The sequence below is a fragment of the Mesorhizobium sp. M7A.F.Ca.US.008.03.1.1 genome (genome assembly GCF_003997495.1).
Classification (GTDB): domain Bacteria; phylum Pseudomonadota; class Alphaproteobacteria; order Rhizobiales; family Rhizobiaceae; genus Mesorhizobium.
Genome location: NZ_RZRU01000006.1, coordinates 114,464 through 140,921 on the forward strand (window position 1 = coordinate 114,464; position 26,458 = coordinate 140,921).

The following is a 26,458-nucleotide window of genomic DNA, read 5'->3' on the forward strand; positions in this document are numbered from 1 at the left end:
GTGCACCTAATTTAAGCAACGGTTGCCGGCTCAGAAAAACGCCTGTATCCCCGTCTGCGCCCTTCCCAGGATCAGCGCATGCACGTCATGTGTGCCTTCATAGGTGTTGACCGTCTCCAGGTTCTGCGCATGGCGCATCACGTGGTAGCCGATCTGGATGCCGTTGCCGCCATGCATGTCGCGGGCCTGGCGGGCGATGTCGAGAGCCTTGCCGCAATTGTTGCGCTTGACGATCGAGATCATTTCCGGCGCCATCTTGCCTTCATCCAGCAACCGCCCGACACGCAAGGATGCCTGCAATCCCAACGCAATTTCGGTCTGCATATCGGCAAGCTTCTTCTGGTAAAGCTGCGTGCCGGCCAGCGGCTTGCCGAACTGCTTGCGATCAAGACCGTACTGGCGGGCGCGGTGCCAGCAATCTTCCGCGGCGCCCATCGAGCCCCAGGAAATGCCGAAGCGAGCCCGGTTGAGGCATCCGAACGGTCCGCCAAGGCCCTTTGCGTTGGGCAGCAGCGCGTCCTCGCCGACCTCGACGCCTTCCATCACCACTTCGCCGGTAATCGACGCCCGCAGCGACAGCTTGCCGCCGATCTTCGGTGCCGAAAGCCCCTTCATGCCCTTTTCCAGCACGAAGCCGCGGATCTCGTCCTTGCCGTTCTCGCCCTTCAGCTTCGCCCAGACGACGAACACATCGGCGACCGGTGCGTTGGAAATCCACATCTTCGAACCGGACAGCTTGTAGCCGTTGGCTGTCCTCTCGGCGCGTGTCTTCATGCCGCCCGGGTCGGAGCCGGCATCCGGCTCGGTCAGGCCGAAACAGCCGATCCACTCGCCGCTGGCAAGCTTGGGCAGGTACTTCCTGCGCTGTTCGTCCGAGCCATAGGCGTAGATCGGATACATCACCAGCGACGACTGCACTGACATCATCGAGCGATAGCCGGAGTCAACACGTTCGACTTCCCGCGCGACCAGCCCGTAGGTCACATAGTTGGCGCCAAGCCCGCCGAATTCCTCGGGGATGTTGATGCCGAGCAGGCCGGCCTCGCCCATTTCGCGGAAGATCGCGGTGTCGAAGGTCTCGTTGAGGTAGGCGTCCTCGATCCGCGGCGCCAGCTTGTCGGCGGCGAAGGCGGCCGCACCGTCGCGCACCATGCGCTCGTCTTCCGAAAGCTGGCCCTCGATCAGGAACGGGTCTTCCCAGACGAATGCGTTCTTGTCGGCGGCCATCGCGTTTCTCCCAAACCGATGCATGTCGCTCAAAACGATGACATGCATGAAGCAAAATGTTGGCCCGTTCTATCGGCCTGCGCCTCGAAAAAATCAAACGAAATTGATTCACCGATCAATGACCGTTAGGAATGGATCATGAATGTCCAACGCCGCCTTTTGCCCAACATAAGCGCCCTTGCCGCCTTCGAGGCTGTGGCGCGACTGGGCAGTTTCACCGCTGCCGCCCAGGAGCTCGATCTGACCCAAGGCGCGGTTAGCCGGCAGATCAGATTGCTGGAAGATCAGTTCGGCCGCCGGCTGTTCGAACGCGACAGCCGCAATGTCAGGCTGTCGACATCGGGCGAAATCTACGCCGAGGCAGTGCGTTCAGCACTTGGCCAGTTGCGTGACGCAGCCCTTGGATTGATGAGCAATCGGCATAGTGGCATCCTGAACCTTGCTATTTTGCCGACCTTCGGCACGCGCTGGCTGATGCCGATGATCCCCGATTTCGTCGAAAACAATTCCGATATCACCATCAATTTCGTCACCCGCGTCGGCCGCTTCGATTTCGCCAGGGAGAGGCTGGATGCCGCCATCCATTATGGCCTGCCGGACTGGCCTGAGGCCGACTCGACATTGTTGGTGCGCGAAACCGTGGCGCCGGTCGTGTCGCCCGAATTCCTCGCCGGCCGCGCCATTGCGTCACCGGCCGATATCGGCCGCCTGCCGCTGCTGCACATGGCGACGCGTCCTGGCGCCTGGACCGAATGGTTCGAGCATCAGGGCCTGAGCGCGCCGACCGGGCCCGGCATGCAGTTCGAGCAGTTCGGCACCGCCGCCCAGGCCTGCATGGCGGGGCTCGGCGTGGCGCTGCTGCCGCTGATCCTCATTGCAGGCGAATTGCAGCGCGGCCAGCTGGTGCCGGCGCCAGGCCAGCCCATGCAAAGCCGCAGCGCCTACTATCTCGTCGTCCCGCACGACAAGCGCGGCCATCCGCCCGTCGCCAGTTTTCGCGACTGGCTGCTGAGCCAGGTCGAGAAGGAGCCGGCCGTTCTGGCGTGGTAGCTACTTCCGCTTCAGCGCATCCGCCAGCGCAGCGCCGAATGCTCCTTGCTGTGCCGGCCGCTCCGGCTGGCGCTGCGGCGCCGGCGACCGTGGGGCCGGCCTGCCGCCACCATTGTCGCGCGGCCCGCCACGCGGTGCGCCACCCTCGCCACCATCCTTGCGCATGGACAGAGCGATGCGCTTGCGCTTGATGTCGACTTCGACGACGCGCACCTTGACCACGTCGCCGGCCTTGACCACCTCATGCGCGTCCTTGATGAACCGGTCGGCCAGTTGCGAGACATGCACCAGCCCGTCCTGATGCACTCCGATATCGACGAAGGCGCCGAAGGCGGCCACGTTGGTGACCGTGCCTTCCAGCAGCATGCCGGGCTTCAGATCCTTGATGTCGTCGATGCCGTCGGCGAAGGTAGCCGTCTTGAAGCCAGGGCGCGGGTCGCGACCGGGCTTTTCCAGCTCCGCCAGGATGTCGCGTACCGTCGGCAGGCCGAAACGCTCGTCGACGAAGACGCGCGGGTCGAGTGCCTTGAGCGCGGCACTATCGCCCATCAGCGACCGCACATCGCGCCCGCAGGCGGTGACGATCTTCTTGGCAACGCCATAGGCTTCCGGATGCACCGACGAGGCATCGAGCGGCTCGCTGCCATTGGCAATGCGCAGGAAGCCGGCGGATTGTTCGAAGGCCCGAGGTCCGAGCCGCGGCACCTTGAGCAGATCCTTCCGGCTGGCGAAGGGGCCGGTCGCGTCGCGATGCGCAACGATCGCGTCGGCCAGCGACGCACCCAGGCCTGAAACGCGCGCCAGCAGCGGCGCCGAGGCAGTGTTGAGATCGACGCCGACTGCATTGACTGCGTCCTCGACCACCGCTTCCAGCGAACGGCCGAGCCGGTATTGGTCGACATCGTGCTGGTATTGGCCGACGCCGATCGACTTCGGCTCGATCTTGACCAGTTCGGCCAGCGGATCCTGCAGGCGCCGGGCGATCGACACCGCGCCGCGCAACGACACGTCGAGGCCGGGGAATTCCGCCGCCGCCGTCGCCGATGCCGAATAGACCGAGGCGCCTGCCTCGCTGACGATCACTTTCAAGGGCTTCGGCCCGCCATCAGCCGGCATGTCGGACAGCATGTCCGCGACCAGCTTTTCCGTCTCGCGGCTGCCGGTGCCGTTGCCGATCGAGATCAGTTCGACCTTGTGCTGGCGGATGAGCTTGGCCAGTTCCGCTTGCGTGCCGCGCACATCGTTCTTGGGCGGAAACGGATAGACAGTCGTCGTGGTCAGCACCTTGCCGGTGCCGTCGACCACCGCCACCTTGACGCCGGTGCGGATGCCCGGATCGAGCCCCATCGTGGCGCGCGAACCAGCCGGGGCGGCGAGCAGCAGATCCTTCAGATTGCGGGCGAAGACATGGATCGCCTCTTCCTCGGCCCGCTCACGCAAATCGCGCATCAAATCGAGCGTCAGGTGCAGCGACAGTTTTATACGCCAGGTCCAACCGGCGACCTCCGTCAGCCAGCGATCGCCCGGCAGGCTGCCGCCAATGGCATAGGCATTGGCGATCATCCGCTCGACCGGCTTCACCGGTGAGGTGTCGTCGGCATCGACCTCGATGTCGAGGGACAGCACCTCCTCGTTGCGGCCGCGCAGCATGGCCAGTGCCCGATGGCTCGGCACATTTGCCCAGCGCTCGACATGATCAAAATAATCGGAGAATTTCGCGCCGGCCTCCTGCTTGCCGTCGACCACTCTGGCGCGCATGAAGGCGCGTTCCTTCATGTAGCTGCGCAATTTGCCGACCAGATCGGCATTCTCGGCGAATTGTTCCGACAGGATGTCGCGCGCGCCGTCGAGCGCCGCTTTGGCATCAGCCACCTCTTCGGTCACATAGGCCAGTGCCAGTTCGGCAGGCACGAGCGAACGGTCGGCAAGAATGGCTTCGGCCAGCGGCCCCAGTCCGCGCTCCCGGGCGATCTCGGCCTTGGTCCGGCGCTTGGGCTTGTAGGGCAGGTAGATGTCCTCAAGTTCCGCCTTGGTGGTGGCGGCGACGATCTTGCCTTCAAGCTCCTCGGTCAGCTTGCCCTGTTCGCGGATCGAGCCAAGGATGGTGTCGCGGCGCGCGTCGAGCTCGCGCAGATAGGCAAGCCGTTCGGCAAGATCGCGCAATTGCGTATCGTCCAGCCCGCCGGTGACCTCCTTGCGGTAGCGCGCCACGAACGGCACCGTCGCGCCCTCGTCCAGCAGCCCGATCGCCGCGGCCGCCTGCTCTGGCCGCGCGTTGATCTCGGCTGCGATGATGGCTGCAATGCGCTTGATATCGGATGCCATGTCGTTCCTGCTCTCATCCAAAGAGCGGCGACCATAGGCGCAGACGTCCGGCCCGCCAACCGCCGCGCTTCGATCCGCCCGGCGGGTCCACAGGAAAGCGTATGCTAATGTGGCGGCTCGGATCCAGCCTAGACCATGCGGCTGAGCGCCTCGAAGAAGGCGACAATCTCGACATCGAGCGGATCGTCGACCGGCTCGGGCTGCGACGACATCTTGGCGATCACCACCTCGGTCCTGGGATCGACATACAGCCACTGGCCATGAATACCGATGCCACAATAGGCGCCGTTCTCGTGTCCAGTCTGGTACCATTTGTTCCGGTAACGACCTTTGGGAAACAGTGGCAGCATCGCGCCGCGCTGCCAGGCGTCCGCACTGCCGCCGGTGCTGGTCGTGTCGCGCACCCAGGCTTCAGGCACGATGCGGCGGCCATTGGCCACCCCGCCTTGCCGCATCATCTCGCCGACACGCGCCAGGTCGCGCGGCGTCACCGAAATGCCGCCGGCCGTGCGCGCCGTGCCTTCCATGTCGACGCCGATCGAGGCTTCGCTGACAGCGCCGAGCGGCAGCCACAGCTTCTCGCGCATCAGGTCGCTGAACCGCTGGCCCGACGCGCGCTCAAGCAGCAGGCCGAGCAGGTCGGAATTGGGCGAGCGGTAGCGGAAGGTTTGGCCATGCGGCTCGGCAAGGCGCTGCAGGGTCAGGATGAACTCGCGCAGGCTCTCCGTGCCGCCACCCGGATTCCACAGCGTGGCGCGGCGGTAGCGGGCGAAAGCGCTTTCCGGATCGAGATAGGCTTCCTCGAAATCGAGGCTGACACTCATGTCGAGCACGTGCCGCACGCTGGCATCGCCATAGGCCGAGCCGGCGGCTTCAGGGATGTAGGCCGTCACCGGTGCTTCAGGGTCGAACACCCCCTCGCCTTCCAGTATGCCCGCAATGATGGCGGTCAGCGACTTGCTGATCGAAAAGATGATGTGGCGGGCGCCGAATTCCATGTGCGGGGCGAACCAGTCGCAGACGATCTTGCCGCCTTTCATCACCGTCAGAGCGTCGGTGCTCGAACGCACCAGAAATTCAGCCACCGTCTCCGGTGTGCTGGCGATCGCAACCTTCTCGCCGAGCAGCCCGCCCATATCGAGCACGGGGATTTCGACAACGCCCGACGCCGCCACTCGGGCGGTCGGCACCAGTTCGCCGAGATTCTGGAACGACCACCGGTTGAACGGATTCTCGCGCCAGTTGGCGAGCACCACCTCGTTGCGCCGGAAGCCATAGCGGGTCTCGAACACGGTCTTGCCGGTCATGGCGTTTCCTTCCGGGGTCGTTTCTTCTTGTGGGGCTCAGCGAAGTGCCGTTGCGATAGCGTGCACGGCTTTCAGAGTCGCTATGGAATAGGCACCATTGGCGAAATCCGGCCAGGTCGAAAGCTTCACCACGACCATTCCGGTGTTCCAGTCGATATGAATCATCTGACCGAACACGCCGCGGCACATCAGTGCGCGCGAGCGCGGGTCCTCGATCCAGAACTGGTTGCGATAGCTGCCCTCGGGCAGGCTGGGGCTGAAGTCCGGCCCATGCCTGCCGTTGCGCGTCGCCTCGACCCAGCCGGCCGGCACGACGCCGCCGCCATTGTCGAGGATCAGTTGGCCGAAGCGGCCATAGTCGCGCAGCGTCGCGTTGAAGCCACCGTCGGCCACCGCATAGCCGGCGCTGTCGACCGTGAAACAGGCGCTTTCATCAGCGCCGAGCTTTTGCCAGAGTTCTTCCGAAATCAGCTGCGGCAGCCTTTTGCCCGTCACCCGTTCCATGATGAAGGCGAGTACATCGGTCTCGATCGAGCGATACTCGAATTGAGCACCATGCGGGCGGATCGTTCCCTTCAAGCCGAGGATCAGCTCGAACATGTGCGAAGGCCAGCGGAAGGCCGGATCGCTGTCCGGCGGCACCGGCTTCCAGCCGGTGGCGACATCGACCTGGCCGATGTCGGAATAGCGGTCGGTATATTCCTCGGAGAAGCGGACGCCGCTGGTCATGTCCAGCACATGCTGCACGCTGGCGCCGGCCCAGCCGGTCACGACGAGTTCCGGCAGGTAGTCGGTTACCGGCCTGGCCGGATCGATCAGGCCGCGCCCAACCAGTATGCCGAACACCGAACCGGTAAGGGACTTCGCCATCGACTGCGACAGGTGCAGCGTGCGCTCATCCATGCCGTTGAAGTAGCGCTCATAGGCAACCTTGCCGTCCTTGAGCACCAGAAAGCCGTCCGTATAGGTCTCGTCAAGCAGCCCGGCGAGCGTTGTCGGCATGCCCTCGCTGTCCTCGACCTGCAGCCCGTCGAGATCGGCCTCGGCGCGTTCGAGACGGCGGCGATGGCCGTTGCCGCGCCAGACTTCGGCGGTCGGCAGAATTTCACGGATGTGCTGGAACGCCCAGCGGTTCCATGGCGGCCGGTCCCAGTCGAGCTTCGGCGGTACCATGGCGGGCGGCGAGCCCTGCATGATCGGCGGCCGCGGATCGGAATTGCGATAGGAGTCCATGACGGCCGTGTCCCTTGAACATAAAAACGGACCCGGCGGCGTGTGCCGCCGGGTCCGTCGAACCCAGTTTACTTCTGCAACTCGGTCCAGATCTTGGTGTAAAGTTCCTGGGTCTCCGGCGGGCACATCTGCTGGAGCTCGCCAAGGGGTTTGTCCGCGGCCGGAATGATGACTTCCGGCGCGTCCTTCATATCGGCAGGCATGTACTTGTCCGAGCCGGTGATGGCATTGGCGTAGCGATGGAAGGCCGAGAGACCTGCCGCGTTTTCCGGGTCCATGATGAAGTTCTGGAAAAGCTTGGCGTTCTCGACGTTCTTGGCTTCCTTCAGAACGACGACGTTGTCGCTCCACAGGCCGAAGCCTTCTTTCGGATAGTTGTAGTGGATGGCCGGGTTGGCCAGCCGCTGGCGCAGCGCCGAGCCGTTCCAGTCGCTGGTCGCCTTGAAGTCGCCGGCGCCCATCTTCTCGATGGTGTTGTATTCCATCGCGATCCAGTTCGGCTTGGCCGCCACCAGCAGGTCGCGCACCTTCTTCAGCACGGCCTTGTCGTCGGTGCATTGCTGGCCGCCGACATACTTGATCGCGGCGAACATCACATCGCCCATCTCCGGAACGACATTGACCTTGCCCTTCAGCTCGTCAGGCGTGTTGAAGACGATGCCCCACGTATTGGCCGGCCCCTTGTAGGCATCGGTGTTGACGACCACACCGATCGTGCCCCACGCCCACGGAACGCTGTATTTGCGACCCGGGTCGAAATCGGGATTGGCCCATTCCGGCGCCACGTTCTTGAAGTTCTCCATCTTGCCCGGATCGGTCTCCTGGATGAGGCCTTCCTTGATCCAGATCGGCACGTAGGTCTGCGACGGCACGGCGATGTCGAAGCCGGTGCCGCCCTGGCGAACCTTGGCCAGCGCGGTGTCGTTGGAATCGTAATCGGTGATGGTCACCTTGACGTTGTATTTGGCCTCGAACTTCTTGATCACGTCGGGGCTGGTGTAGTTGCCCCAATTGTAGATGTTGAGCACGCCGTCGGCGCGGGCCAGGCCCGTCGAGGCGAGCAGCGCCAACCCCATGGCGGTTGCTGTCGTTTTCCAGTTCATGGTTTTAACTCCCATTTTCGGTTCAGTCTCGTTTCCTGCTGACGAAGAAAAACAACGTGACGATCGCGACCGAAAGCAGCAGGAAGGCGGTCGATATCGCGTTGATCTCGGGTGTGATGCCGCGGCGGATCTGGCCGAGCATGTAGGTGGGCAGCGTGTCCTGGCCGCCCGATTTGACGAACTCGGTGATGACGACGTCGTCGAGCGAGATGACGAAGGCCAGCATCAGCCCGGCGAGGATGCCGGGCCACAGAAGCGGCAGCGTGATGCGCCGGAAGGCCTTCCAGGGCGTCGCGTAGAGGTCGGCTGCGGCGCGCTCCAGCGTCAGGTCCATATTCTCAAGCCGCGCCCGGATCGGCAGGTAGGCAAAGGGAATGCAGAACGCCGTGTGCGCGGCGACCAGATAGCCGATGCCGGAATAGCCGGTGAAGATCTTGATGCGCGAGAAGAAGATCAGCAGCGCCACCCCGGTGACGATCTCGGGCACCATCAGCGGCTGGTTGATCGCCGCATATTTGAAGGTGAGGCCGGGATAGGGCGCGGTGCGGGTGGTGGCGAGCGCCGCCATCGTGGCAAAGATCGTGGAGAGCACCGCCGCGATGGAGCCTATCTGGAAGGAACGCAGCGTGGCATCGACGACCTGCGTGTTCTGCCATGCCGACTGGAACCATTTCAGCGAAAAGCCGCCCCATTCGGAGGTCGAGCTCGCCGCGTTGAAGGCATAGATGACCAACACGATGATCGGCAGATACAGCACGATAAAGCAGGTCGCGGCGATCGCGGTGAATCCTGGCTGGTGCTTGATGGAAAAGTTCTTAGCCATGACGCACCCCCGACTTGCCGGCATTGCGCACATAGGCAAGCAGCGCCACCATGACGATGATCATGACGGCGATCGACAGCGCCGAGCCGAGTGGCCAGTTGCGGCCCTGCCCGAACTGCAATTCGATCAGGTTGGACAGCATCATGTTCTTGCCGCCGCCAAGAACGCTCGGTGTCACATAGGCGCCAAGCGCTGGAATGAAGACCAGTATGGAGCCGGCGATGACGCCCGGCTTGACCAGAGGAAAGATGATCCGCCGCAGCACCTGGAAGCGCGACGCGTAAAGGTCGTACCCCGCCTCGACCAACCGGAAATCGAGCTTTTCCATGCTGGCATAGATCGGCAGCACCATCAGCGGCAGGTAGACATAGGCCATGCCGATCAGGATCGCCGTGTCGGTATAAAGGATCTGGATCGGCGCCGAGATGATGCCGAGCTTGAGCAGGATCGTGTTGATGATGCCTTCGTTGCGGATGATCTGCAGCACCGCGAAGGTGCGGATCAGGAGGTTGGTCCAGAACGGAATGGTGATCAGGAACAGCCAGAGATCGCGGGTCTTTTCGCTGCGCGTCGCCATGAAATAAGCAGTCGGGAAACCAAGCACCAAGGTGGCGATCGTCGTCACCACCGAGAGCTTGATCGAGCGCAGGAAGATGGTGACGTGGGCGGCAGCGATCGAAAGCGTGTCGTCGAAGATATCGCGTTCCAGAAACACCGCTATCCAGGCTTCCGGCGAGAACTGCCACTTCACGTCGCCATAGGAGCCTGGCGTCAGGAACGAGTAGACGAGCACGATCAGCAGGGGGCCGGTCGCGGCGAGAAAAATGACCAGCAGCGCTGGCGCTGACAAAAGCCAGCGGTCACGGACATCGCGCCGCTCCACTGCCTTGGCGACTTCTTCCGCGGTCGCCATCGTCAGTCCTTCAGGACCTGGGCGGCATCGCTGCCGATGAGGATGCCGACCGCGTCGCCCTTCTCGAAACCGCAGCCCGCGCTGCGCGTGTTCTGCTGGCGTACGGTGAAGAGTTCGCCACTGTCGAGATGAACATGGACGTGGGTGTCGGTACCGAAATAGACGATGTTGTCGACCGTCCCCGAGAGTTCGCCCTTGGCCTTGGTCAGCTTGGCGTGTTCAGGCCGAACCACGACCGTGGCATTGGGTTTGGGCTGGAAACCCTGGGCCACGGTCGCCTCGATGGTCGCACCGGACTTGAGCGTGGCGCGCGCCTTGCCGTTGGCTATCTCGCTGATGGCGGCCGTGAGGAAGTTGGTTTCACCGATAAAGTCGGCAACGAAGCGTTCGGCCGGCTTGTCGTAGATATCCCAGGGCGAACCGACCTGGAGGATCTTGCCCGATGACATCACAGCGATGCGGTCGGACATGGTCAGCGCTTCTTCCTGGTCGTGGGTGACGAAGATGAAGGTGATACCGGTCTCGTGCTGCAGCCGCTTCAACTCGATCTGCATCTCCTTGCGCAGCTTGTAGTCGAGTGCGGAGAGCGGCTCGTCGAGCAAAAGCACCTTCGGCTGCGGTGCCAAGGCGCGGGCCAAGGCCACGCGCTGCTGCTGGCCGCCGGAGATCTGGCTGGTGCGACGACCGGCGAGTGCCTCCATCTTGACCAGCTTCAGCATCTCGGCGACGCGCGCCTTGATCTCGGCCTTCGGCTTACCCAGCATTTCCAGGCCAAAGCCGATATTGTCGGCGACCGTCATGTGCGGGAACAGCGCATAGGACTGGAAAACAGTGTTGACTGGCCGCTTGAAGGGTGGCAGCGGCGCGATGTCCTGGCCGTAGAGCAGGATTTCACCGGCGGTTGGAAAGTCGAAGCCGGCGATCAGCCTGAGCAACGTCGTCTTGCCGCAGCCGGATGGCCCCAGCAACGTGAAGAATTCGTTCTCGCGGATAGATACAGAGACCGTGTCGAGGGCAGCTACCTGCCCCTCACCTGATCCGAAAATTTTGCTGACGTTTACTACTTCAATCGCATTCCGATCCGGTTTGTCCGGCACGATTACGCCTCACTGTTGACCCCGCTCTTGCTGGCGGAGCTCTTCCCCTGTTCGATGTGACCACATGGCCGGAGGGTTGGCAAGCCCGGCATTGGGTCACAGTTCAATCAGTCATTGAGGCCTGCAAGCCCCATGCCATAGTCAGGCCTGATAGGTGACCTTGCCGCCGCAAATCGTCGTCACCGGCCGCACCTTGTGCAGATCGGCCGGGGCGGTGTTCTCGATATCCATCGACAAAACCACCAGATCGGCCATGTAGCCTGATTTCAGCGTGCCCTTGCGGTGCTCGGCGAATTCGGCGTAGGCGCCCTCGATCGTGTAACCGGCGATCGCTTCATGCAGTGAGAAACTCTGATCCGGGTCGCTTTCTGCCCACGGTTTGCGCAACACTGCCGCCTGAATGCCCAGGATCGGATCGATCGGCGACACCGGCCAATCGGATGCGAAGACGACATGCGCGCCGGCATCCTTCAAGGTCCGCCAGGCATAGCTCAGCGGCCAGCGCGCCGGCCCGATGCGCGACACGGTCGGCTCCAGCGGAAAATCCATGGCGCCGGGCGGATGCGGCGGTTGCATGGAGGCAATGACGCCGAGTTCGGCGAAACGCGGCACATCAGCGGTGGTGGTGACCTCGATGTGCTCGACCCGGTGACGGCTGTCGCGCTTGCCGTTCGCCTTCTGCGCCGCCTCATAACCGTCGAGCACCGCGCGCACCGCGCCGTCGCCGATCGAGTGCACGGCGATCTGCAATCCGCGTCTGTCGACCGCGACGGCGAGATCGATGAATTGTTGCGGCGTGAACAGCGGCTCGCCCACCCAGTCGGGCCGGTCGGCGTATGGCTCGACCATGACAGCTGTCCAGGAATCGAGAACGCCGTCGTAGAACACCTTGACCATGCCCGACGACAGCCATTCGCTGTTGTACCGTTCGGCCATCGATGACGCCTTGTCGAGCATGTCGAGCGTCATGAAATTCTTGTAGTGGAACGGGATCTTGACGCGGCAGGGCAAGCCTTCCTCGGCTTCGATCTCGGCCAGCAACTCGAGCTGGTAGAGGTTGCCGTCCATGTTATGGATCGAGGTGATGCCGTGGCGGGCGCACCAGGCGAGCCCGCGCCGCATGATGTCGCGGTCGGCGTCCCGCTCGGCCGCCGTCGGCATCGGGTCCGGTTCGCCGCCGGTCGACAGCCCCAGCCTGACCCGGCCTTCGCCGGCAAGGTCGAGCACCGGACCAAAGGCCTCGCCCTCGCGCAATTCACCGGCGGCCAGACCATCGTCACCCATGACGATCTCATTGCCCGGACCAAGCGCGCGCCCCTGCAGGATGCCGGCCATTTCCAGCGCCTTGGTGTTGGCCCACATGGTGTGATGGTCAGGCGCGGCCATGCAGAACGGTCGATCGGGCAAAATGCCGTCGAGGTGATGGCGCGTCACCCGCTCGCTGCCGAGCACGGTGTAGTCGACACCTTGGCCGACCAGCATCTTCGCATCGGGCCGCGTCGGCGCATAGTCGCGGATCGCCTTCTGCAGCGCCTCGAAGCCATGAATACCGGTGAGTTGAAGGTGGGCAAGTTCAGCCCCGCCCGAAAACAGATGCATGTGGGCTTCGATGAAACCCGGCAGGACGGACCCGCCCTTGGCGTCGATCACCTTGGTGGCCGGCCCCTTGAAATCTTCGATGGAGGTGCGGCTGCCGATGGCGATGATGGCGCCGTCCTTGACGGCGACGGCTTCGGCGGCGGGATTGTCGTCGTCCATGGTCCGTACACGACCGTTGACGACGATCAGATCCGCATTGTGACCCGCACCTGTGACAGACATCGCGACTCCGCGCTTTTGACGACTGACTGAGACCGACAACCTCCGTGTCCACTCCGCTGGAGCGGCGCTATCGGACAGAAATGATGCCAGCGCGCCGTCTTCGAAATTCCCCTTGTTATCCCAAGAGACAGCGGGATAAGAATGCGACTGATTATTCGCGTTTGTCAACATGCGGAATTTAGAATGTATTGTGGACAGCACCCTTTGCCTGTGTTGAGACCGGGCGGGGAACGAGGACATCGGACAGTGAAGCGCAGTCTCGATCGCAAAACCAGGATAGCGCTCGAACCGCGCAAACAGCCGCGGCAACAACGCTCCAGCAAGGTGGTCGACCGGATTCTCGACGCAGCGCTGGTCTTGACGCGGGAACAAGGAACCAAGACGCCGACGACGCTCGCCATTGCGCAACGCGCAGGCTTGTCTGTTGGTTCGATCTACCAATACTTTCCCAACAAGGAAGCCATTCTTCTGGACCTTGCCCGGCGCTGGCTGTCATCCTTTCCCGAGGTGATCGCCAAGCGTATCAAGGTCGCCCCGCCCACCAACCGTGAAGAGTTTCGGCAGGAAGTGCGCAGGCTCTTCACCGATACGTCCAGGCTCTACCTCGAAAACGCCAGCCTGATGCCGGTGATCGAGGCCATTTCAGGCAATGCCGACCTCAGGCCGATCCAGAACGAATATGACGATCAGATCATCGCCCTCTACGCCGCATGGCTGCAGCATGTGAACCCAGCCCTTGAAGACAAGATCGCCAGCCGGCTCGGCGTGCTGATGATGGAGGTCGGACACGTTTGCCGGCTTGTGGGACTGAAAAAGGATCGCAGGACGTTCGACCTCATCGAGGACGATGTGGAAACCATGTGGCTCGCTCTGGTGAGCCCTTATCTCAATCTTGAATCTTGACTGATTTCACACTTCGAGAGGAATTTATGAAGACTGTTTTCTCCCCCCTGCACGCCGGCCATGCCGGCCAAATGGAACTGGTCACATCAGCCATCGTGCCGGGTTTCGAAAAGCCATCGAGGGCCGAATTCATCAAGGCACGGGTCGAAAGCGAGAAACTGGGTCCCATCATCGCGCCGCACGAACATGACCTCGCCGCCGCCAAGCGCATCCACAAATCAGACTATATCGACTTTCTCCCGACGGTCTGGCCGCAATGGCTGGAAGCAGGCCTCACGGGCACGGCGATGCCTTTCACCTGGCCGACGCGCGGCCTGCGCGGCGACGTGCCGCCAAAGCGCATAGACGCCCTGCTGGGCTATTATTCCTTCGATGCCGGCGCCACCTTCGTCGAAGGCACCTGGGCGGCGATCAAGTCTTCCTACGACGTGGCGCTGACCGCCGCCGGCCTGGTCAAGGATGGCGAGGCTTCCGCCTTCGCGCTCTGCCGTCCGCCCGGCCACCATGCCGGGGCCGGCTTCATGGGCGGCTATTGCTACATCAACAACGCCGCCGTCGCCGCGCAATGGTTCCGCGACCAGGGCGCCAAACGCATCTCGATCCTCGATGTCGACTACCACCACGGCAACGGCACGCAGGAAATCTTCTACGACCGTGCCGACGTCCAGGTGCTCAATCTGCATGGCGATCCGATGGTCGAGTACCCATTCTTCCTCGGCCATGCCGACGAACGCGGCGCGGGTGCCGGCGAAGGCTTCAACATCAACTATCCGATGCCCTTCGGCACCGACTGGGATGCATGGAACGCCTCGCTCGAGGATGCCTGCACCAGGCTCACCGCTTATGCACCGGATGTGGTCATCGTCTCGCTGGGTGTCGATACGTTCGAGAAGGACCCAATCAGCCAATTCAAGCTGAAGACATCTGATTATCCCAAGATCGGCCGCCGCATCGCCAGGCTCGGCCTGCCGACGCTGTTCGTCATGGAAGGCGGCTATGCCGTCGAGGAGATCGGCATCAACGCGGTCGGCGTGCTGACCGGGTTCGAGGATCGGTAAATGCCTGTCGTCCAGGAGCATCCAGCGATTTTGGGACAACGACAGGCATAAGCAAAGGACCACCGGGACCGGGCGGCAACATCGCCCGGCTCCCACTATCGGGCCAAGGCACCAGCGTTCGGCACAGCAACCGGCGCGCCCGTCTATTCAATGCTCCCGAGCCTGGCGAAATCGACTAGCCGCCGAGATGGCCGGCGAAGACTTTCGCGTCCCGGTCTTCTGTCCAGGGCGCGAAAACCGACCTCTGAGTCGCACGTGAGTCCACCGCATTCGATTTTGTCAAATCGCGTTTGATGTCAGATTCAACTGCGGGTAGATTAGACCCGAATCAGCCGGTCCTGGGGGGCGCGGCGACCACCCAAAGTCTCTTGTTCCGGAGCTTTTTCCGGCACCAGACGCGGACGGCTTCGCGTTCCCTGAATGGATTCGGGATTTGGTTCGGCGCAGCCCTGCGCCACGCGTGTGTCTTCGTCAAAGTAATGCGTATTCGGGTTCGGCGGCTGACTTCCAGCATCCGGACAGCAGAAACGATTCCGGCCAAAAGCAACAAGAATGAGCAGTCCCGCCGCACTTCTTCAATCCGACACATTGGGCTCGCGCCTGACGTCGCGCGGCGATCTCACCAGCTTTTTCATGCAACTGACCGCCGAGATCTGCGCCGACAGCTACATGTTGGTCGCCATTGTCCACGACCAGGACCGCAACGATGCGCGCATCGTCTCCTCCAACTGGATTTTCGATGCCATCGAGCTGATCGGCAAGCGGTTGATCGCCGGGCTTGCGCAAGGCGCGCTCACCGTCGCGCCAGGCATCCGCCCACAGCCGCTGGTGGCATCCCGGGCACCAGAAGCAGACGGATTGGTCACCGGCGAGGAAGCCCGACTTCTCGACGTGCTCGGCCATGCCGAAATCTATTCGCTGCGCCTCAATGTCGGTCGCCAGCGCCTGTTCGCCCTGTTCTCTGCGGCGACCGCCGGCAGCATCGACCAGCCGGCGCTGATGCGGGCGCAGCTGAAATGCTGCTACGCGCTCTCGCACATCCCGCAACTGATTGCCGCCGCCGCCATGCAGGACCCGTTGTCGGATCGCGAGCGCGAATGCCTGTTCTGGGTTTCCGAAGGCAAGACCACCGACGAGGTCGCCGTCATCCTTGGCGTCTCCTCCAACACCGTCAACAGCTACATCACCCACGCCATCCAGAAATTCGCGGCCAGCAACCGCGCGATGGCCATCGCCACGGCGATCAGGAGCGGCATCATTTGAAACACGCCGATATCAAGGAAACGGCCGAAGCCCTTTTCAACGAGCAGCGCAACCCGTTCGGGGCCTTCACCCTTGGCTCCGAAACCCATCACGCGGTCACCATTCCCGATGCCGTGCGCCGCTGCCGCTGGATCGCCGTTGACATGAATGCCTCGGCTTTCGGCCTCTTCTTCGTAAGCCCCTCGCCCGAGCGGGCGCGGCTCGTGCCATGCTTCGATTCCGACTATCCCGGCGTCGCCGTGGCGACCAAGTTCATCTCAGGTGCCAACGGCGAGGAGATCGTGCGCCACACCCGCGTCTCGACCGAACCGCGCTGGTGGACGGATGACGGCGTCGCCGCCATGGCGGAGTTGTTTGGCAATCTCGCCTGGACCGAGCGGATGGCGGCGCTGGCGCCCGGAACCAGCGGCATCGCTTTTCCCGTGCACGCCGACCGCGGCCAATGCGGCCTTGTCGTGTTCCTGGGCTCGGAGATGACCTTGCAGCAGGATGCGCTCTACGAAATACACGCCCGCTGCTTTTCGCTGTTCGCCGCCGTCGCCCGCATCCGTCCGGCCGATGCCGGCCGCATGCGCGCAATCTCCAAGCGCGAACTCGAATGCCTGAAGCTGACCGCCAACGGCAACACCAGCGAGGAGATCGCGCGTCTCCTGAAACTGTCGGTGCACACCGCCAACCAGTATCTGACCCAGTCGACCCAGAAGCTCAACGCCGTCAACCGCAACCAGGCCGTTGCCAAGGCGCTTCGGCTGGGCCTGATCGAATAGGGGAATTCGACAGCAGTTCGAAAGGTGACCGACGGTCAGCGATAGCCGAGCGGCTCGACCTTGCGGATACGCGCCTCTTCGATCACCGCCTCGAGCAGCGCCGTATTGTGCTCCGGGTCTTCGCCCGGCTTCTCGAACGACACGTAGTTGACCGCCACCGAAGCGCCGAGCTCGCTCAGCGTCAGCTGGAAATAGACGGTGACGCCGGGCGGCCTGAGTTCCAGATCGAGCACGATGCGCGGGCTGCCGCTCCAGTCGACATGTGCCTCACCACCGTGGCCGAGCCGCAGAGTGCCCGGCAAGAAGAACAGCTCAACCGCTGAATCGACCAGGTCCGACAGGCATGCGAAATGCTCCAGCCGGATAAAGGCGATGTAGTCGGCGACATCGATCAGCCTGAGTTCCCCCACCACCTGCTCGATGGCGCTGGCGACGATGATCTCGCGGGATTTTGCGTGCGGTTGGCGGTTCATGAAATCTGTCTGCGCTCAGCCTTTTTCGAGTAGACGATCCGCACCAGTTCGGCGACGGCCTGGTAGAATTGCGACGGGATCACACTATCGACTGAAACTTGCTTGTACATGGAGCGGGCGAGCGCCACGTCCTCGAAGACCGGGATGTTGTGTTCCCGCGCGATCTCGCGGATTTTCAGCGCCACCAGATCCTGGCCCTTGGCCAGCACCATGGGTGCCGAGTCCTCGTCGCGCACATATTTCAGCGCGATCGAGAAGTGCGTCGGGTTGGCGATGATCAGCGTCGCGCGCGGCACCGCCGTCATCATCCGCTTGCGTGCCCGGTCGCGCGCCAGCGAGCGCAGCCGCGACTTGACGATCGGGTCGCCCTCGGACTGTTTGAACTCGTCCTTGACCTCCTGCTTGCTCATGCGCAGATCCTGCTTCCAGTGGAAGCGCGACCAGACGATGTCGATTGCCGCGATCAGCCCCATGACGAAGACGATCGCCACCAGGATGTCGACGGCGATGCCGCGGATGACGAGACCGAAGGCGACCGGATTGGTGATCATCCCGGCGAGCAGCTTGCGGTGGTCTTCCGACAGGGTGAAGCTCAGCACGACGATGGCAAACCCGACCTTGCCGAGTGACTTCAGGAACTCGACCCAACCCTGGATGCCGAACAGCCTGTTCCACCCCTTGGCGATGGAAATGCGCGAGAGTTGCGGCCGGACCCGCTCGCCTACGAATTGCGGCATGTTCTGGAACACCGAGGCGCCGACGCCGGCGACGGTCAGCAGCACCATCAAGCTCAGGACGGCGCGGCCAACCTCGAGGAGGACGATTTTGTAAAGCGCGATGACGTCGGTCTCCGTGTCCATCGGCCAGGCTTCCGGCTTCTCCAGGAACATCGACAGGAACATGCCGAAATCGATGATCGCATCCTTGGCGTAGAAGACGGTGAACACCAGTATGGCAACGAACGAGGCAAAGAGCGCTGTCTCCCGCGAATGGGGCAGTTTGCCCTGTTCGATGGTGTCGCGGATCTTCTTTTCCGTCGCCTCTTCGGTTTTCGAATCCTTGTCGACCGCGTCAGCCATGGCGCGGTCTTAGGCGGCGTCTTGGGTCGAGGGTAGTTCGAAGGCGCCTTCGCGCGACAGCCGGATCGTCGTCGTAACGATCGTCTTGCGGGCCGCCGTGATGTCGGCGAGAGGGACCCCGTCCGAGCCCTGCCCGAGTTCGGCTTCGATCATGCGCCGCGAGCGGGCGCCGATGGCCGACAGCACCGATTCTGCGAGTGCGGCCGAAGTGCCGCGCAGGGCCAGCGTGACCAGCTCCGTCGACAGCCCGTCGAACAGCAGCACCCGGGCTTTCTGGGTGAGCAGCGGCAAGTCGTCGAAAGCAAACAGCCGGGCCCTCACACCGTCGAGATCAGGCGTGCCGGCGGCTTCCAGATCCTGCATGACCTCCTCGAGCAGCGGCTTGTCGAGTTCATTGAGAACGCTGGCGACACGCGCCTGCCCGGCCGAGGTGTCCTTGGTCGAGGTTTCCGCCAGCACGCTGGTGCGCAGCCGGTTTTCGACGATCCTGGCGGCAGCGTCGGGAACATTGGCCATCGTCACCATGCGCTTGATGATTTCTCCACGCATCGGCTTGGTCAGTGTCAGCAGCACGTTGGCCGCCACCTGCGGCGCCAGCTTCGACAACACCATGGCCGCCGTCTGCGGATGCTCACCGGCCAGGAAGGCACCAAGCCGCGCCGGTTCGAGCTTTTCGAGCTCGGGCCAGATCGGCGGCGGGCCTTCCGGTGCGACCTCGAATTTCTTGTCACCCATGATCGCGCTCATCTCTTCGGGCGAGAGCGATTCGTTGAGGATGGTGTCCATCCTGTCGGCGGAATCGAGCAATCCCGCCCCTTCCGTGAACTCGGCCTCGAACTCGGCGACGATGCGCTCAAGATCGCTTTGCGGAATCGTCCGCAGCAGGCGGGCGCCCTCGATGAGGGCCTTCAGTTCTTCCTGCTTGAAGAATTTCAGCAGGCGGCTGGCCGACGGCTTGCCCATCGCCACAAGTATGGCGGCCGCCTTCTGCGCGCGGGTCAAGGTCACCGGCGTCGTCATGCCACTCGCCTCCGTTGCCGCCGGCAAGCCCCGCAAACCATGTCTAGGCGCCCTTCGTGCCGGCGATGATTTCGGTCAGCCTGATGCCGAAACGCGACGGATCGCTTTCCAGCACAGTGATCTCGCCGCGCGCGATCTTGCGGCCGTTGACCACGACGTCGACAGGTTCCCCGATGCGGCGATTGAGCGCCACGGTCGACCCTTTTTGCAGCGCCATCAGATCGGAGACCGGCATCTCGGTGCTGCCGAGGATGATCTGGACATCGACGGGGATGTTCATGATCACGCTCGAATTGGCTGATGAGGCCGCCTTGAACGCCGCATCGGGGCGTTGCTCCTCTTCATGCAGGACACCGCGCAACTCTTCGATGGCACGGTCGAGCTGCTCGTCCGGCTGGTCGAGGTCGGCTTCCGCCTTGGTCTTGGCCATGATCGTCTCCAAATGCTCAGGCGCGTCCGGCGGCAGCCGGCATCAGCCCGTCGATAAAATCCTGCCCGGCGTCGTAAGGATGCCTGATCCGGACGGTGTAATTCTGTCCCAGTTTGCCGAACTCGCATACGAACAGCGTCTTGCCGCGTGCGCTGAGACGCGCCTGGGACTGGGCCGTTTCCTCGAATTCGATGACGTCGCCGATTTCGAAACCGGCGAGGTCGCCGAGCGTCAGCCGCGCCAGCGGCATGGTGGCCTCGAGCGCCACGGTGGAGCGCATCACCTCTTCCGAAAAACGGGCGCGCCAGCTGGGGCCGTGATCGTCGTCGCTGACAGGCACCGCTCCGTCGCGGCTGGCCAGCACGACGCGCTGCGGCATCGTCACCGTGACGGTGCCACTGTCGGCCGGCGTCGAAATGCCAAGCACGATGCGGATTGCCGCGCCATCGCGCAGCACATACCGCTTCGCCTCGGTGCCAGACATTGCTCGCGGCGCGGGCAGGCGCAGGTCGAGCGAACGCTTTCCCGATCCGTTGAGGGCCTGCGCGACCTGCTGGAACACCATGGTCGAGACATCGATTTCGATTTGCGACAGATCGCGCTCGATCGGCGAGACCGGCAGATCCGGGTCGCCGCCGAACAGCGTGCAGACCATGATCGCGATCGCCGGAGCATCGATCACCAGGGTCATCGCATCGGAGGACGCGGACGAGCCGATCACGGTCATGGCAAACGTGTCGCCGGCACGCGAACGCGCCTCGGGTACGCGACTGACCTCGATCGCTTTGAGATCGACGACGACCGGAACGCCAAGCTCGCTGGTCAGGCTTTTCTGCAACAGCGGTACGGCGCGTTCGGCCATTGCGCGGCCTGCGTCGATGACCTGCGTGGCCTCGCCGCTGTCGCCGACCAGACGCTCGATGATCAGCGAGCGCGCTTCCGCTGGGCTGCCCGGGCTGGTCATGACAGTGCCGGGACCGATCTGTCGCGCATCGTTCAGGCGGCCTTCTTTTCGATTGTGCCGGTATTCATCGTGCTCTGCTCGACGGCGTCGATCGTCGGCCGTTCATAGGACGAGATGGTCTTGCGGCCGAACTCGATCGCCACCTGCGGCAGCGCGCCGTTCATGTAGGCCAGCAGTGTCTGCTTGACGATGATATAGAGGCGGTTCTTCTTCTCGCGCACTGTCTTGATCTTGGTGGCGACCGGCCCAACCACCGAATAGGACAGGAAGATGCCGAGGAACGTTCCGACAAGTGCGGCACCAATCAAACCGCCGAGGATTTCCGGCGACTGGTCGAGCGCGCCCATCGCCTTGACCACCCCGAGCACGGCGGCGACGATGCCGAGCGCCGGCAAGCCGTCGCCCACCGCCACCATCGCGTGATAGGCCTTCATCTTGTCGGACCTGATGGTCTGGATCTCTTCGTCCATCAGCGCCTCGATCTCGTGCGAGCGGGCATTGCCGATGATGATGATGCGGCAGTAGTCGCAGATGAAATGCGTCAGGTCATGATTGTGCAGCACGGTTGGGAACGCCTGGAAAATCGCCGATTCTTCCGGATTGTCGATATGCGCCTCGACCTCGCTGCGGGATTTCGAGCGCAGCTCGCGCATCAGCGAGTGCAGCACGCCGAGCGTTTCGAGATAGTCCTGTTCCTTCGGCACCGCCTGCTTGAAGGCTTCGAGAATGGCCTTGCCGGTGTCCTTGACCGTCTTCATCGGATTGGCGACGAGGAAGGTGCCAAAAGCCGCGCCACAGATGATCACGGCCTCCCATGGCTGAATCAGCACGTGAAGATGGCCGCCCATGGCCATGAAGCCGCCAAGGACGCAGCCGAGCGTTACCACCAGTCCAATCAGAATGCCCACGACAGGTCCTTCCGCATTTCACATCAGGAGCAAGGGATAGCCCCCGTGCCTTGTGTGAGGCTTGAATCGAGGGCGTGGAAGCGATTCAGTTTCGCGCAAGGAAGTGTGGGTATTGTGCCGGCATAGCTTCGGCCGGAGGCACGTCTTTGCTCAATACCTTTACCAGCTACCAGCTCATCACCAAGGACATTTCAAAATCGATCGACAGGATCGAGCAGCAGCCCGTGGTTGATCGCGACACCAAATATTATCTCGCCAACATCACCAAGGTGAAATCGATCGACGATTTCGTCAAAAACGACCGTTTGTTCAAATATGCCATGAAGGCCTACGGGCTGGAGGACATGGACTATGCCAAGGCCTTCATGGTCAAGGCACTCAAGGAAGGCGTCTCCGATCCCGACAGCTTCGCCAACAAGCTGACCGACAAGCGCTACGCCGAATTCGTCAGTGCCTTCAACTTCGCCGCCAACGGCGCCGATGCGACCATCTACAACAAGACGCAGCAGATGGTGACCAAGAACTACGCCACGCAGGCGAAAATCGCCGGCCTTGATCCGGATTCGGCCTATGTGAAGGGCGAGACGACATACTATCTTGCCAACATCACCAAGGTGAAGTCGATCGACGATCTGATGTCGAACAACCGGCTCTACACATACGCGCTGGCGTCATTCGGCCTCGATTCGGCGACGGAGGACAAGGATCTCATCAAGCGGGTGCTGCAGGGCGGCGTCCGCGATCCCGACAGCGTCGCCAACAAGATGACGGACAAGACCTATGCCGCGCTTGCCTCCGCCTTCAACTTCGAAGCCTATGGCGAAAACACCACCACCATCAATCCGGCGCAGCAGCCGACCGTCGACAAATACATGCGCCAGACCCTCGAAGAGAATGCCGGTCAGACCAACCAGGGTGTGCGGCTGGCGCTTTATTTCGATCGCAAGGCCCCAACCATCACCAGCTGGTACGACGTGCTGGCCGACACCGCGCTTGCCAGTGTCGTGCGCACCGTGCTCGGCCTGCCCGATTCCTTCGCCACCGCCGATGTCGACAAGCAGGCGCAGCTGTTCGAGCAAAAACTCGACATCTCGGATTTCTCCGACCCCGAGAAACTCGGCAAATTCCTGACGCGCTTCACCAGCATGTACGAGATCAACAACCCGACTTCATCGGCCCTCACCTCGGTCAGCGTGCTGTTTGCCCAGCCACTCACCGTCGGCATCTCCACCGACCTGATGATGGCCATGCAGAAATTGAGGTTCTGAGACCATCATGCGGGACAGCCTGTACGTCGCCCTTTCGTCGCAGATCGCGCTCGAGCGGCGCCTCGACACCATCGCCGATAACGTCGCCAACGCCTCGACGATCGGCTTCCGCGCCACCGGCGTGAAGTTCGAGGACGTCGTCTCCGGCACCGGGCAGAAATCGGTATCCTTCGCCTCCCCGGGCAAGACCTACCTTTCCGGCGCCCACGGTGCCTTGAGCGAGACCGGAAATCCCTTCGATTTCGCCATCCAGGGCGATGCCTGGTTCGCGATAGAGACGCCGGTCGGCACGGTCATGACCCGCGACGGCCGCTTTTCAATGAACGAGAACGGCGAGCTGATGTCGCTCGAGGGCCACCCGGTGCTCGATGCCGGCGGCTCGCCGATCCAGCTTGACCCCCGCAACGGTCCGCCCAAGGCCGGGGCCGACGGTTCGTTGCGCCAGAACGATCAGCTTGTCGGCTCGATCGGTCTCTACAATTTCGATCCAGGCGCGAACTTCGTCCGCTACGGCAATTCCGGCATCGTTCCGGCACGCACCCCGGAGCCTGTTACCGATCGCTCGGATATCGGCGTTGCCCAGGGCTTTCTCGAAGAGTCCAATGTCAATCCGGTCCTGGAGATCACCAGGCTGATCATGGTCCAGCGCGCCTTCGAGAACACCGCCGCCCTGATGCGGCAGACCGACTCGTCCACCGACGAGGCGATCAAGACGCTCGGCTCGAAATAATCCATGTCGCTCGACCAGCCATCCCTGCGCGCACCCGAAAGACAACTCCAGCCGGCGCCGGAAGACCGGCTTGCCGCGCTGGAACGGGTCTGGCGGCGTTTCGCCGACGCCGAGGCGCTGCTCAAGCGCGGCGGCCGCGTCATCGAAGTCACGCCCACGCACTACAAGGTGCACGGCCTTTCCGGTTTCGCCAGGCTGGGCGACATCGTCGAGCAGCGCGGCCATGCCGGTGCGCGCCGCGGCGAGATCGTCAAGATCGGCCGCGACGAGGCCGTCGTGGCGCCCTTCGAACGCAGCGCCGATTCCGGCATCGGTGATGCCGTGTTCCGCCGCGGTCCGCTCGTGGTGGCGCCGCATGCCTCGTGGCGCGGCCGCACCATCGACGCGCTCACCAGGGCCATCGATGGCGGCCCGCCGCTCGCCCGGGGAGACGACACGACGCGCGGCGCCCAGACGACGCCGGGAGCCATGGCGCGGCAACGCGTCGGCACTGCCTTCATGACCGGCGTCAAGGTCATCGATATCTTCACGCCGCTCTGCTTCGGCCAGCGCCTCGGCATCTTTGCCGGCTCCGGCGTCGGCAAGTCGACGCTGCTCGCCATGCTCGCCGGCGCCGACGCATTCGATACCGTCGTGGTGGCCCTCGTCGGCGAACGCGGCCGCGAAGTCCGTGAATTCCTTGAGGACACGATCGGCGACAGCATGGCCAAGACCGTCGCCGTCGTCGCCACCAGCGACGAAAGCGCCATGATGCGCCGGCGTGCGCCGGACACCGCCATGCGCGTCGCCGAGCATTTTCGCGACCAGGGGCATCGCGTTTTGCTGGTGCTGGATTCGATCACCCGCTTCGCTCACGCCCTGCGTGAGGTGGCGACGGGAACCGGCGAGCCGCCGGTCGCGCGCGGTTATCCAGCCTCGGTGTTCACCGAACTGCCCAAGCTGCTCGAACGCGCCGGGCCAGGCGGGGAAGGCAAAGGATCCATCACCGCCATCATTTCCGTGCTGGTCGACGGCGACGATCACAATGACCCGGTCGCCGATTCCGTGCGCGGCATCCTCGACGGCCATGTCGTGCTCGATCGCACGATCGCCGAACAGGGTCGCTATCCCCCCGTCAACCCGTTGTCGTCCATATCGCGGTTGGCCGGAAAGGCCTGGAGCGTCGAACAGCGCGCGCTGGTGACAAGGCTGAAGTCGATGATCTCGCGCTTCGAGGACACGCGCGATATCCGGTTGCTCGGGGCCTATCAGGGCGGCGTCGATGCCGAACTCGATATCGCCGTGCGCCAGGTGCCGCTGATCTATGAGGCGCTGACGCAAGCGCCGAAGGATCGCCCGTCGGCCGACCCGTTCTCCGATCTCGCCCGCCACCTCAGGAGCAAGCTGAACGCCGATGCCGGAGACTGAACGCGAATATACCGAGCGCATCCTGCGCGACATGATCGCCGAGGCCAATGCCGCGGAGCAAGCCGAGGCTGACGAAGCGAGAACTGCCAAGGCAAAGGCCGCCCGTGCCATCGCAGCCAAAGCCGAGGCTGTTCTGGCCAGAGCCGTCAAGCCAATCCTGCCACGGGCTGGCAAAGCCGATCCTGATCTGGCCAGGCCCGTCGAACCCGCTCTGCCCCGGGCTCCCCAGGCAGTGGCTGCCGAGATGACGCAGGCCAGCCGCGACTCGCTGATCGACGGCCTGTTCCCGCGCACCGAATGGCCGCAGCCACCAAAGGCACCGTTTCCCCGACTGAAGAAGAAGTCCGGCCGACGCAGCGATGTCGTCATTGCCGCGCTCGGCATCGCGCTCGGCCTGATCTGCGCCCTGTTCCCCTGGTACATCTTCTTCAACCAGGACCAGTTTGGCGTCCAGGCGATGAAGTTCGGCGGCACAGGCTCCAATTCCGGGCGAGCGGGCGGCGGCGTGGTCGCCGAACGCAGCGCGCCGCTGACGGCAAAGGACGTTCCCGCGGCCAATCTCGATCTTCTCGCCACGGGGACGGTGCGGGATGATGCCAATCCCGCAGCCGCATCCGACGAGCAACCGTTTCCGGCCGATGCGACGAAATTCCGCATGGTTCATGTCGCCAACGGCCGCGCCATGATCCAGGACGATGCTGGCCTCTGGATCGTCCAGCGCGGCTCGATACTGCCTGACTCCAGCCAGGTATCCTCCATCGAGCAGCGCAATGGCAAATGGGTCATGGTCACCAGTGCCGACCAGGTGATCGAACTCTCCAAATAAACGGTCTCAGGCTTCCGGCCATCCGCAAGGCCCGCGCAAGACTGGCGGCCTAGTCTCTGGGTACCTGCTCGGAGATTCCCATGGAGCCCGTTTCCCTTTTCGACCTCGCCGCCAAGCAAGCGCAATGGCTGGCAGTGCGCCAGTCGGCAGTCGCCGGCAACATCGCCAATGCCAACACGCCAGGCTATACGGCAAACGACGTCGAGCCATTCGAAAAGGTGCTCGACCGCGCCGCCGTATCGCTGCAGGCCACCCAGGCCGGCCATCTCGGCAATGCAGCGACCAATGCCGGCTTCACCATCAAGCCGCAGGAGGATGACGGCGTCGTCATGCCGTCCAAGAACTCCGTCGTGCTGGAAGACCAGTTGCTGAAAGCCGGCGAGGTGCGCCGCTCCTTCGAACTCAACACGGCGATCGTCAAGGCGTTTCATACGATGATGATGATGGCGGTGAAGAGCTGACC

Annotated in this window: 25 protein-coding genes; 10 read left to right on the plus strand and 15 right to left on the minus strand. The window is 63.1% G+C overall.

Translation table 11 applies throughout. The features are described from left to right. Positions 1-30: 30 nt before the first annotated feature. Positions 31-1,227: an acyl-CoA dehydrogenase gene (locus EOA16_RS10800; protein ID WP_127257792.1), complete on the minus strand. Its 1,197-nt coding sequence runs from the start codon at positions 1,225-1,227 to the stop codon at positions 31-33. 138 nt (positions 1,228-1,365) lie between these two features. On the opposite strand from EOA16_RS10800, the gene EOA16_RS10805 reads away from it, so the two are divergent. Then, a complete protein-coding gene (locus EOA16_RS10805; RefSeq protein WP_127257794.1) occupies positions 1,366-2,277 on the plus strand; it encodes a LysR family transcriptional regulator in 912 nt (303 codons plus the stop codon). On the opposite strand, the gene EOA16_RS10810 is transcribed toward EOA16_RS10805, so the two are convergent. From EOA16_RS10810 to EOA16_RS10845, 8 genes are all read right to left on the minus strand, one after another. Beyond that, positions 2,278-4,602: a Tex family protein gene (locus EOA16_RS10810; protein WP_127257796.1), complete on the minus strand. Its 2,325-nt coding sequence runs from the start codon at positions 4,600-4,602 to the stop codon at positions 2,278-2,280. It lies immediately after the preceding gene. Positions 4,603-4,730: 128 nt separating this feature from the next. Continuing rightward, positions 4,731-5,909: a serine hydrolase gene (locus EOA16_RS10815; protein WP_127257798.1), complete on the minus strand. Its 1,179-nt coding sequence runs from the start codon at positions 5,907-5,909 to the stop codon at positions 4,731-4,733. Positions 5,910-5,945: 36 nt separating this feature from the next. Next, a complete protein-coding gene (locus tag EOA16_RS10820; RefSeq protein WP_127257800.1) occupies positions 5,946-7,142 on the minus strand; it encodes a serine hydrolase in 1,197 nt (398 codons plus the stop codon). Positions 7,143-7,210: 68 nt separating this feature from the next. After that, on the minus strand, positions 7,211-8,245 hold the full coding sequence (locus tag EOA16_RS10825) for an extracellular solute-binding protein (RefSeq protein ID WP_127257802.1): 1,035 nt from the start codon (positions 8,243-8,245) through the stop codon (positions 7,211-7,213). Positions 8,246-8,267: 22 nt separating this feature from the next. Continuing rightward, complete coding sequence (locus tag EOA16_RS10830) at positions 8,268-9,068, minus strand: ABC transporter permease (RefSeq protein WP_023809983.1); 801 nt, start codon at positions 9,066-9,068, stop codon at positions 8,268-8,270. Beyond that, on the minus strand, positions 9,061-9,981 hold the full coding sequence (locus tag EOA16_RS10835) for an ABC transporter permease (RefSeq protein ID WP_127257804.1): 921 nt from the start codon (positions 9,979-9,981) through the stop codon (positions 9,061-9,063). Before EOA16_RS10835 ends, EOA16_RS10830 begins: the two co-directional genes overlap by 8 nt. Positions 9,982-9,983: 2 nt before the next feature. After that, positions 9,984-11,078, minus strand: a complete 1,095-nt coding sequence (locus EOA16_RS10840) for an ABC transporter ATP-binding protein (protein WP_127257806.1) — start codon at positions 11,076-11,078, stop codon at positions 9,984-9,986. Between the two features lie 141 nt (positions 11,079-11,219). Further along, positions 11,220-12,899: an amidohydrolase gene (locus EOA16_RS10845; protein WP_127257808.1), complete on the minus strand. Its 1,680-nt coding sequence runs from the start codon at positions 12,897-12,899 to the stop codon at positions 11,220-11,222. A 141-nt stretch (positions 12,900-13,040) separates the two neighbouring features. Here EOA16_RS10845 and EOA16_RS10850 point away from each other — a divergent pair, with 141 nt between their 5' ends. From EOA16_RS10850 to EOA16_RS10865, 4 genes are all read left to right on the plus strand, one after another. Continuing rightward, on the plus strand, positions 13,041-13,802 hold the full coding sequence (locus tag EOA16_RS10850; RefSeq protein WP_245455904.1) for a TetR/AcrR family transcriptional regulator: 762 nt from the start codon (positions 13,041-13,043) through the stop codon (positions 13,800-13,802). Between the two features lie 26 nt (positions 13,803-13,828). After that, on the plus strand, positions 13,829-14,860 hold the full coding sequence (locus EOA16_RS10855) for a histone deacetylase family protein (protein WP_127257810.1): 1,032 nt from the start codon (positions 13,829-13,831) through the stop codon (positions 14,858-14,860). Positions 14,861-15,412: 552 nt separating this feature from the next. Then, positions 15,413-16,123: a helix-turn-helix transcriptional regulator gene (locus tag EOA16_RS10860; RefSeq protein ID WP_127257812.1), complete on the plus strand. Its 711-nt coding sequence runs from the start codon at positions 15,413-15,415 to the stop codon at positions 16,121-16,123. Next, positions 16,120-16,890 carry a helix-turn-helix transcriptional regulator gene (locus EOA16_RS10865; RefSeq protein ID WP_127257814.1) on the plus strand — a complete coding sequence of 257 codons (771 nt, stop codon included), beginning with the start codon at positions 16,120-16,122 and terminating at the stop codon, positions 16,888-16,890. Before EOA16_RS10860 ends, EOA16_RS10865 begins: the two co-directional genes overlap by 4 nt. Positions 16,891-16,925: 35 nt before the next feature. On the opposite strand, the gene EOA16_RS10870 is transcribed toward EOA16_RS10865, so the two are convergent. Genes EOA16_RS10870 through motA form a run of 6 tightly spaced genes read right to left on the minus strand, consistent with a single transcriptional unit; the run spans position 16,926 to position 21,764 of the window. After that, complete coding sequence (locus tag EOA16_RS10870; protein ID WP_127257816.1) at positions 16,926-17,363, minus strand: hypothetical protein; 438 nt, start codon at positions 17,361-17,363, stop codon at positions 16,926-16,928. Continuing rightward, positions 17,360-18,442, minus strand: coding sequence for a flagellar biosynthesis protein FlhB (gene flhB / locus EOA16_RS10875; RefSeq protein ID WP_127257818.1), 1,083 nt, complete (start codon positions 18,440-18,442; stop codon positions 17,360-17,362). The genes EOA16_RS10870 and flhB overlap by 4 nt, the downstream gene beginning before the upstream one ends. Positions 18,443-18,451: 9 nt before the next feature. Continuing rightward, positions 18,452-19,462, minus strand: coding sequence for a flagellar motor switch protein FliG (locus tag EOA16_RS10880; RefSeq protein WP_027038262.1), 1,011 nt, complete (start codon positions 19,460-19,462; stop codon positions 18,452-18,454). Between the two features lie 43 nt (positions 19,463-19,505). Further along, positions 19,506-19,892, minus strand: coding sequence for a flagellar motor switch protein FliN (gene fliN / locus EOA16_RS10885; protein WP_127257820.1), 387 nt, complete (start codon positions 19,890-19,892; stop codon positions 19,506-19,508). 16 nt (positions 19,893-19,908) lie between these two features. Continuing rightward, positions 19,909-20,856, minus strand: a complete 948-nt coding sequence (locus tag EOA16_RS10890) for a FliM/FliN family flagellar motor switch protein (protein WP_127257821.1) — start codon at positions 20,854-20,856, stop codon at positions 19,909-19,911. 32 nt (positions 20,857-20,888) lie between these two features. Continuing rightward, on the minus strand, positions 20,889-21,764 hold the full coding sequence (motA, locus tag EOA16_RS10895) for a flagellar motor stator protein MotA (protein ID WP_127257823.1): 876 nt from the start codon (positions 21,762-21,764) through the stop codon (positions 20,889-20,891). Between the two features lie 146 nt (positions 21,765-21,910). Here motA and EOA16_RS10900 point away from each other — a divergent pair, with 146 nt between their 5' ends. The 5 genes from EOA16_RS10900 (at position 21,911) to flgB (ending at position 26,456) form a co-directional block, all read left to right on the plus strand. Beyond that, positions 21,911-23,032, plus strand: coding sequence for a DUF1217 domain-containing protein (locus EOA16_RS10900; protein WP_127257825.1), 1,122 nt, complete (start codon positions 21,911-21,913; stop codon positions 23,030-23,032). A gap of 7 nt (positions 23,033-23,039) precedes the next feature. After that, the gene (gene flgF, locus EOA16_RS10905) at positions 23,040-23,762 is read left to right on the plus strand and encodes a flagellar basal-body rod protein FlgF (protein ID WP_127257827.1); all 723 of its coding nucleotides are present in this window, start codon (positions 23,040-23,042) and stop codon (positions 23,760-23,762) included. A 3-nt stretch (positions 23,763-23,765) separates the two neighbouring features. After that, positions 23,766-25,169, plus strand: a complete 1,404-nt coding sequence (gene fliI, locus EOA16_RS10910; RefSeq protein WP_127257829.1) for a flagellar protein export ATPase FliI — start codon at positions 23,766-23,768, stop codon at positions 25,167-25,169. After that, positions 25,156-25,995 carry a hypothetical protein gene (locus EOA16_RS10915; protein ID WP_127257831.1) on the plus strand — a complete coding sequence of 280 codons (840 nt, stop codon included), beginning with the start codon at positions 25,156-25,158 and terminating at the stop codon, positions 25,993-25,995. Before fliI ends, EOA16_RS10915 begins: the two co-directional genes overlap by 14 nt. Positions 25,996-26,075: 80 nt before the next feature. After that, on the plus strand, positions 26,076-26,456 hold the full coding sequence (flgB, locus tag EOA16_RS10920) for a flagellar basal body rod protein FlgB (RefSeq protein ID WP_127257833.1): 381 nt from the start codon (positions 26,076-26,078) through the stop codon (positions 26,454-26,456). The last annotated feature ends 2 nt before the right edge of the window (positions 26,457-26,458 follow it).

Excerpts from the sequence above, each read along its gene's own strand:
- fliN (WP_127257820.1), bottom strand. The coding sequence starts at position 19,892 with ATGGCCAAGACCAAGGCGGAAGCCGACCTCGACCAGCCGGACGAGCAG.
- flhB (WP_127257818.1), bottom strand. The coding sequence starts at position 18,442 with ATGGCTGACGCGGTCGACAAGGATTCGAAAACCGAAGAGGCGACGGAA.
- EOA16_RS10815 (WP_127257798.1), bottom strand. The coding sequence starts at position 5,909 with ATGACCGGCAAGACCGTGTTCGAGACCCGCTATGGCTTCCGGCGCAAC.
- EOA16_RS10915 (WP_127257831.1), top strand. The coding sequence starts at position 25,156 with ATGCCGGAGACTGAACGCGAATATACCGAGCGCATCCTGCGCGACATG.
- flgF (WP_127257827.1), top strand. The coding sequence starts at position 23,040 with ATGCGGGACAGCCTGTACGTCGCCCTTTCGTCGCAGATCGCGCTCGAG.
- EOA16_RS10820 (WP_127257800.1), bottom strand. The coding sequence starts at position 7,142 with ATGGACTCCTATCGCAATTCCGATCCGCGGCCGCCGATCATGCAGGGC.
- EOA16_RS10800 (WP_127257792.1), bottom strand. The coding sequence starts at position 1,227 with ATGGCCGCCGACAAGAACGCATTCGTCTGGGAAGACCCGTTCCTGATC.
- EOA16_RS10810 (WP_127257796.1), bottom strand. The coding sequence starts at position 4,602 with ATGGCATCCGATATCAAGCGCATTGCAGCCATCATCGCAGCCGAGATC.
- EOA16_RS10805 (WP_127257794.1), top strand. The coding sequence starts at position 1,366 with ATGAATGTCCAACGCCGCCTTTTGCCCAACATAAGCGCCCTTGCCGCC.
- EOA16_RS10825 (WP_127257802.1), bottom strand. The coding sequence starts at position 8,245 with ATGAACTGGAAAACGACAGCAACCGCCATGGGGTTGGCGCTGCTCGCC.
- EOA16_RS10835 (WP_127257804.1), bottom strand. The coding sequence starts at position 9,981 with ATGGCGACCGCGGAAGAAGTCGCCAAGGCAGTGGAGCGGCGCGATGTC.
- EOA16_RS10855 (WP_127257810.1), top strand. The coding sequence starts at position 13,829 with ATGAAGACTGTTTTCTCCCCCCTGCACGCCGGCCATGCCGGCCAAATG.
- EOA16_RS10870 (WP_127257816.1), bottom strand. The coding sequence starts at position 17,363 with ATGAACCGCCAACCGCACGCAAAATCCCGCGAGATCATCGTCGCCAGC.
- fliI (WP_127257829.1), top strand. The coding sequence starts at position 23,766 with ATGTCGCTCGACCAGCCATCCCTGCGCGCACCCGAAAGACAACTCCAG.
- flgB (WP_127257833.1), top strand. The coding sequence starts at position 26,076 with ATGGAGCCCGTTTCCCTTTTCGACCTCGCCGCCAAGCAAGCGCAATGG.
- EOA16_RS10880 (WP_027038262.1), bottom strand. The coding sequence starts at position 19,462 with ATGACGACGCCGGTGACCTTGACCCGCGCGCAGAAGGCGGCCGCCATA.
- EOA16_RS10890 (WP_127257821.1), bottom strand. The coding sequence starts at position 20,856 with ATGACCAGCCCGGGCAGCCCAGCGGAAGCGCGCTCGCTGATCATCGAG.
- EOA16_RS10860 (WP_127257812.1), top strand. The coding sequence starts at position 15,413 with ATGAGCAGTCCCGCCGCACTTCTTCAATCCGACACATTGGGCTCGCGC.
- EOA16_RS10830 (WP_023809983.1), bottom strand. The coding sequence starts at position 9,068 with ATGGCTAAGAACTTTTCCATCAAGCACCAGCCAGGATTCACCGCGATC.
- EOA16_RS10850 (WP_245455904.1), top strand. The coding sequence starts at position 13,041 with ATGCGACTGATTATTCGCGTTTGTCAACATGCGGAATTTAGAATGTAT.
- EOA16_RS10845 (WP_127257808.1), bottom strand. The coding sequence starts at position 12,899 with ATGTCTGTCACAGGTGCGGGTCACAATGCGGATCTGATCGTCGTCAAC.